The sequence below is a fragment of the Streptomyces sp. NPDC000348 genome, from assembly GCF_042898795.1.
In the GTDB taxonomy this organism is placed as follows: domain Bacteria; phylum Actinomycetota; class Actinomycetes; order Streptomycetales; family Streptomycetaceae; genus Streptomyces.
Genome location: NZ_JBIAZD010000034.1, coordinates 20728 through 27092, shown reverse-complemented (window position 1 = coordinate 27092; position 6365 = coordinate 20728). Strand labels below are relative to the sequence as shown.

General features: G+C 69.3%; 3 protein-coding genes and 3 pseudogenes. 2 read left to right on the top strand and 4 right to left on the bottom strand.

All coding sequences use genetic code 11. The annotated features are described in order from the left end of the window. Positions 1 to 104, bottom strand: a pseudogene (locus ACFY3N_RS35405) (chloramphenicol phosphotransferase); the annotation flags it as partial. A 252-nt stretch (positions 105 to 356) separates the two neighbouring features. Between ACFY3N_RS35405 and ACFY3N_RS35400 the strand changes: the two are divergent. Beyond that, positions 357 to 755: a hypothetical protein gene (locus ACFY3N_RS35400; RefSeq protein ID WP_390820895.1), complete on the top strand. Its 399-nt coding sequence runs from the start codon at positions 357 to 359 to the stop codon at positions 753 to 755. Positions 756 to 767: 12 nt separating this feature from the next. Here the strand turns inward: ACFY3N_RS35400 and ACFY3N_RS35395 are convergent, their stop codons facing one another. From ACFY3N_RS35395 to ACFY3N_RS35385, 3 genes and pseudogenes are all read right to left on the bottom strand, one after another. Beyond that, complete coding sequence (locus ACFY3N_RS35395) at positions 768 to 905, bottom strand: ATP-binding protein (RefSeq protein WP_390820893.1); 138 nt, start codon at positions 903 to 905, stop codon at positions 768 to 770. Positions 906 to 946: 41 nt separating this feature from the next. Further along, positions 947 to 2144: pseudogene (locus ACFY3N_RS35390) on the bottom strand (IS3 family transposase); the annotation flags it as partial. A 63-nt stretch (positions 2145 to 2207) separates the two neighbouring features. Further along, positions 2208 to 2555, bottom strand: a pseudogene (locus tag ACFY3N_RS35385) (helicase); the annotation flags it as partial. 351 nt (positions 2556 to 2906) lie between these two features. Here ACFY3N_RS35385 and ACFY3N_RS35380 point away from each other — a divergent pair. Next, a complete protein-coding gene (locus ACFY3N_RS35380; protein ID WP_390820892.1) occupies positions 2907 to 6326 on the top strand; it encodes a S8 family serine peptidase in 3420 nt (1139 codons plus the stop codon). Positions 6327 to 6365 lie beyond the last annotated feature (39 nt).

Genomic DNA, 6365 nt, shown 5'->3' with positions numbered 1-6365 from the left:
TGGAAGAAGACGCCATCGTCCAGGATGTCCAGAAGCTCCCTGGCGATGCTCGACTTCCCCGAGCTGGAGGTGCCATTGAGGAAAATGATCCGACCAGATGCCATATCGGCATGATCACACGTTGCCGGCGCCGCGCTCAGGAGATCTCCAGCGGATCTCGGCGACCAGCGTGTCCACGGACAGCGGGACATCCGGGTGAGCGGACATTTGAAGTCCTTGCCGACGGACAGCTGATCTCCCTGTCCGGTATGACTATTCGTCCCCTGCTCGGCTCTGCATTCGTGCGGTTCGGAACGGTCGTGAGCCTTGGCGCCCGCGCCGTCTGTGATGTCAGTGGTGGCTGCGATGCTGGCGGCATGACCCCTTGGAACCTGCTTGATCTCGACAAGGCCCTGCGTGCCAGCTGGGCCTTCGACACCTGCTCGCCCGACGACCAGGCCGACTGGCAGCCGGGCAACCCGGCCTGGGGGCACTGCGACATCACCGCTTTGATCGTCAACGACGTCTTCGGCGGTGACCTCATGGTCGGGGAGGTGGACCTTGACGGAACCCAGCACGGTTTCCACTGGTGGAACCGACTGCCCAGCGGTGTGGAACTCGACCTGACACTCGAACAGTTTCAGCGCGGACAGACGGTCATGGCTGCCCGTGTCGTCGAGCGCCCTCCGGGCCCGCTGCCTCGCCGCTGGGAGGAGTACCTCCTCCTGCGTGAGCGTGTGAGCAAGCAACTTGGTCCGCTTCCGGAGCCCGTCTGAAGAGATGGGGGATCAGCTCGTCTGGTTCAGCGGGGCGACGCCCTGACCGCTGGTGGCCTGGGTCAGCCGCAGCGAGGACCCTTCGGTCAGGACGATGTGGGTGTGGTGCAGGAGCCGGTCGACGGCGGCGGTGGCCAGTGTCTTGGACATGATCGAATCGGGCCTTGACCCGGAATTCTGGACACGGGCTGTGCGGCTTGGGCCAGGGTAGTTGATGTTGTGTCGAGCGCTGTCTCGTAGGCGATGGGACTGCGTTGCCCGAGGCGGGAGTGACGGCGGCGGGTGTTGTAGCGGTTGAGCCAGCCGAACGCGTCGAGGCGGGCCTCTCGTTCACTGGACCAGTGCTTGCGGCTCTGGAGCGTCTCGCGTTTGAACGTTGCATTGAAGGACTCGGCGAGAGCGTTGTCCGCGCTGGAGCCGATCGCGCTCATGGACTGGCGGACGCCGGCCTGGCGGCAGGCGTCGGCGAAGGCCCGGCTGGTGTCCTGGGCTCCGTGATCGGTGTGTATGACCGCCCCGGTGAGGCTGCCGCGGGTGCGTTCGGCGGCGGACAGGGCGTCGGTGACGAGGCCGGTGCGCATGTGGTCCGTGATCGCCCAGCCGGTCAGGCGGCGTGAGGCGAGGTCGATGACGGTGGCCAGATAGAGGAACTTCCCGCCTTTCATCGGGAGAGAGGTGATGTCGCCGACGTACTTCGTGTTCGGCTCGCTTGCGGTGAAGTCGCGGCCGATCAGGTCCGGGGTCTTCGCCGCGGCCGGGTCCGCGACCGTGGTGCGGTGCCTGCGACGCAGCCGCACGCCTGCCAGGCCGATGCTTTGTATGACCCGCGCGATCTGCTTGTGGTTGACGCGCTCGCCCGTCTCGCGGAGCTGGGCGGTGATTCTCGGGACGCCGTGGGTGCCGCCCGATTCGTGGTGCACGGCCCGTATCCGGGTGGCGGGCCGAGCGTCGGCCGCCTGCCGCGCGGCCCGGTCAAGGGCCGTCCGGCGCCAGTGGTCGAAGCTGGAGCGGGCGATGCCCAGGATGGTGCGCAGCCGCTTCAGGCCATAGCGGCGGTGGTGGTCGGCGACGAACTGGAAGCGGTTCACCAGCGCGTCTCCCCGGCGAAATACTTCGCGGCCTTCCGCAGGATCTCGCGTTCTTCCTCCAGCTCGCGGCCCTTCTTGCGCACGCGGCGTTCTCCGCCTCCGGCGGTGTCGGCGGCCCGGCGGGTGCCTCTGCCCGGCGTCCCCGCGGCCGGCTCGCGCCAGCTGCCCGGACCCGGTTCCGCAACGGCTCGGGGTTGATCCCCAGATCGGCGGCGACCTGCCGGATCGTCGCCTCGGGCCGCGACTGATACAGCGCGACCGCGTCCGCCTTGGACTCCGCGGGGTAGTGCTTCATGACCACGAGCTGTCCGTTCTCAGATCCTCAGGATCCAGTGTCTCGTGTGTCCAAGTTTCCGGGGCAAGGCCCCTCGCCGCTGGCCCCGACGATCCGTCCGTCCTCGTCACGCTGCACGTGGACCTTGCGCTTGCCGCTGGTGAGCGCGCGGGAGGCGAGCTGCTCGACCAGGCGCTCATCATGCGAGCGCAGGCCTTGGAGCACGGCTACGAGCGGTTTGAAGCTGGCGCTGGCGACCATGTCGGTCGGGTCCTCGCCGGGCTCCAGGAAGACCGTGACGATGATCCTGGCGACCTTGGTGGAGCCGTCCTTGTTGAGGCGGAGCACGCGGCCGATGTTCTGCACGATCTCCACCTGGGAGCCGAGGGTGTCGGCGAAGCAGATCGAGTCGACTCCCCGCTCGCCGGTGATGTCCATCATCTAGAAGAGGGGGAGTGTGGGGGACGTTTGCTTAGTTCGTTACGTGCGTGGACGGGCTTCGTTATGGCTGGCGCCGCGCTCTACTGCCGATGCGGTTCCGTTATCGTCCGAGCCAGGTCCGGTCACACAGCGGACCTAGCCTCAACGACCGTGATCGCTCAGCACGCGAGGTCTTCGGCATCCCGGTCCCGCGCCCCGGGCGGTCTGCCTCCGGCGGCGGACCCACTGCCGGCCTGTCCTGGCCGGCGTGGGACGGCGTGACGTTCCAGCCTCGGAGTCATCGCGGGGCGGGCCTGTGTGCTCCAGCCCTTCGTTCCTTCATCCCCCGACGAAAGAAATGGCATGAGCATGTCTTTATCTCCCGGCAGACGAATACGTGCGGCCGCCCCGCTGGGGGCTCTCGCCATGGCCGCCGTAGTCACCGCGACCGGGGTGCCGGGGGTGAGCCAGGCCGTCGCCCTGACCTCTGACGCTCCGGCAGGCTCAGGGAGGGCCCTGTCCGTTCCGGGGGCGAAGAGCGCCAAAGCGGTCACGCTGATCACCGGCGACAAGGTGTCGATCGCCGCGGACGGCTCTGTCGCCGGGATCGAGAGGGCCAAGGGGCGCGAGGGTGCGTCGTTCTCGGTCCGGAAGGTCGACGGGCACAGCTTCGTCATACCGGGCGACGCGGCGCCGGCTGTCGCCCAGGGAAAGCTCGACCGGCGGCTGTTCGACGTGACGCAACTCGTCGCGTACGGCTACGACGACGCGAGCCGGTCCGACCTGCCGCTGATCGTCACCTACACAGGGGACGAGACACCCCCCGCGAGCGCCTTCCGCGACGCACGGGCCAAGGCCGGCCAGGAGCTGACCAGCGTCAACGGCGTGGCGCTACGGGCCGACAAGCACGGCCACTCCGCGTTCTGGGACACCTTCACCGACGGCGGGGACGGTGGACAGGGCACGGCGCGGCTGTCCGGCTCACCGGCGGTGAAGAAGGTGGTGAAAGTCTGGCTGGACGGCAAGCGCCAGGCCAGCCTGGACAAGAGCGTGGCCCAGACGGGCGCGCCGACGGCCTGGGGCGCCGGGTTCGACGGCACGGGCGTCAAGGTCGCCGTGCTGGACACCGGCGTCGACCAGACGCACCCCGACCTGGCGGGCCAGGAGATCGCCGAACGGAACTTCTCCGACGCCGAGGACAGCGTCGACCGAGCCGGCCACGGCACCCATGTGGCCTCGACGGTGGCCGGTACGGGTGCCAGGTCGCAGGGCAGGTACAAGGGCGTCGCGCCGGGCGCGCGCATCCTGGACGGCAAGGTCCTGGACGACAGCGGCGGCGGCTGGGAGTCCGGCATCATCGCGGGCATGGAGTGGGCGGTCGCCGAGGGCGCCCAGGTCGTCAACCTCAGTCTGGGCGGCACCGACACCCAGGGCATCGACCCGCTGGAGGAGACGGTCAACCGTCTCTCCGCCGAGACGGACACGCTGTTCGTCATCGCCGCGGGCAACGCGGGCGAGGACGGCGAGAGCACTGTCGGATCGCCCGGCAGCGCCGAGTCCGCGCTGACGGTCGGCGCGGTCGACAAGGCCGACAAGCTCGCCGACTTCTCCAGCCGCGGCCCGCGCGTCGGTGACGGAGGAGTCAAGCCGGACCTGACCGCACCGGGCGTCGACATCACGGCTGCTGCCTCCGCCGCGAGCGGCATGGAGCAGGTGTTCCCCTCGGGGACGCCCGGTTACGCCACCCTGAGCGGCACGTCGATGGCCACTCCCCATGTCGCCGGCGCCGCCGCCATCCTGGCGCAGCAGCACCCGGACTGGACCGGCGAGCGGATCAAGGCGGCGCTCACCGCTTCCGCTGAGCCCGGCCCGTACAGCGCGTACCAGCAGGGCACCGGCCGCACCGATGTGGCCCGGGCGATCGGGCAGACCGTCGTCGCCGAGCAGGGGCCGATCGGCTTCGGCCGCCCGAAGTGGCCTCACACCGATGACGAGCCGGTGACGAAGGAGATCACGTACCGCAATCTCGGCACCGAGCCGGTCGTCCTGGACCTGGCAATCGAGGCGCTCGGGATGGACGGCGGGCCCGCCCCCGAGGGCATGTTCGAGATGTCGTCGCGGCAGCTCACCGTTGCGGCGGGCGGTGCGGCGAGCACCACGGTGACCGCCGATACGCGCGTCGGCGGCGAGGCCCACGGCTCGTACGGCGGCTCGGTGACCGCAGCCTCGGCCGACGGCCGGACCCGGGTGCGCACCGCCTTCGGCGTGGAGCGCGAGATCGAGTCGTACGACCTGACCATCAAGCACCTGGACGACGACGGCAGGCCGACCGGCAAGGGGTTCACGGCGATCGATGGCCGGGACCGCGACTACTACCAGGAGTTCGCCGACGCGACGGACGGCGAGATCACGGTGCGCCTGCCCAAGGGCGGTTATGCGCTCACCGGGATCCTCAACGCCAGTGGCGAGTCCGCCGCCCCCGACTCCCTCCTCCTGGCCCCGGCCCTGCAGCTGACCAAGGACACCACGGTCGTCATGGACGCCCGTGAGGCCAAGCCCACCCGCATCACCGTCCCCGACGCGGGAGCCGAGAACCACCACGCCCAGCTCATCCCGGGCTACACCCGCTCCGACGGGCAGCCCTTGGGCTTTATGCCGTCCATCTTCGACTTCCCCGATTTCCAGAGCTTCAAGGTCGGTCATATCGGCCCGGAGGCGCCGAAGGACGCGGCATACGCCCAGTACAGCGGTTTCTGGACACGTCAGCCGGCCGACGGGCGCGCAGTGAACTACCGTCTCGCGTGGAACCGTACGGGTTCGCTCGGCGGCTTCACCGCCGACGTCCGGCGCGAGCAGCTGGCCGAGATCGACTTCGCGGCCGGCAGGCCCGGCCCTGAGCCAACCGCTCAGGTCGCGGTGATGCCCCTGACACCCATCGGCGAGTTCGCGGCCGACTTCAGCACCCCCACCCAGCGCCAACTGCCACTGCGGACCTCTGAATACGTCCTCGGCAACGACGTCAAGTGGTCCTACTCCGTACACCACTGGGAGTCGGGGAACGCGCAGCTGGGAAGGTTCACGGCGTACCAGCCGAAGAAGAGCTACACCGCGCGGTTCAACGTCGGTGTCTTCGGTCCGCTCCTGCCCCCGGGTGAGGGTGAGCCGCGGTGGGGGCGTCCCGGGATCGCGCGAAGCGGGAACACGATCAAGGCGCATCTGCCCGTGTTCGGCGACAGTGACGGGCATGAGAGCAGCAGCGGCTACACGGAGCTGGAGAGTTCGCTCCGCGCCGACGGCGAAGAGATCCCCGCCGAGGGGGATCCGCTGGACATCGCCGAGTACACCGTCCCCGCCGGGGACAGCCGGTACGAACTGAGTGTCGACGCCTCCCGGGACCCCGAGCTACTCGCGGTAAGCACCCGCGTGCGGGCGCGGTGGACGTTCAGGTCGGCCGGCGTGTCCGGGGACAGTTGGGCCCGGCTGCCGCTGTCCGTGGTCCGTTTCTCCCCCGGGCTGTCACTGACCAGTACGGCGAAGGCCGGCGAGAGGTTCCAGGTGCCCTTCACCGTGGAGGGCGCGGCCACCGCTCGGACAGCCAAGAAGCTGGAGTTCGAGGTGTCCTATGACGACGGCAGGACCTGGACCACGGCCAGAGCCGTCAACGGCACCCACCTGTCGCTGAACCACCCCGCGCAGCCGGGCACCGTCTCGCTGCGTGCCAAGCTGACCGACCGTGACGGCAACACCCTGGTCCAGACGATCGACCGCGCCTACCTCACGGTCCGGTAGGGCGAGGGCAGCAGAGCGAGGGCCGAAGGGCCCGTTCAC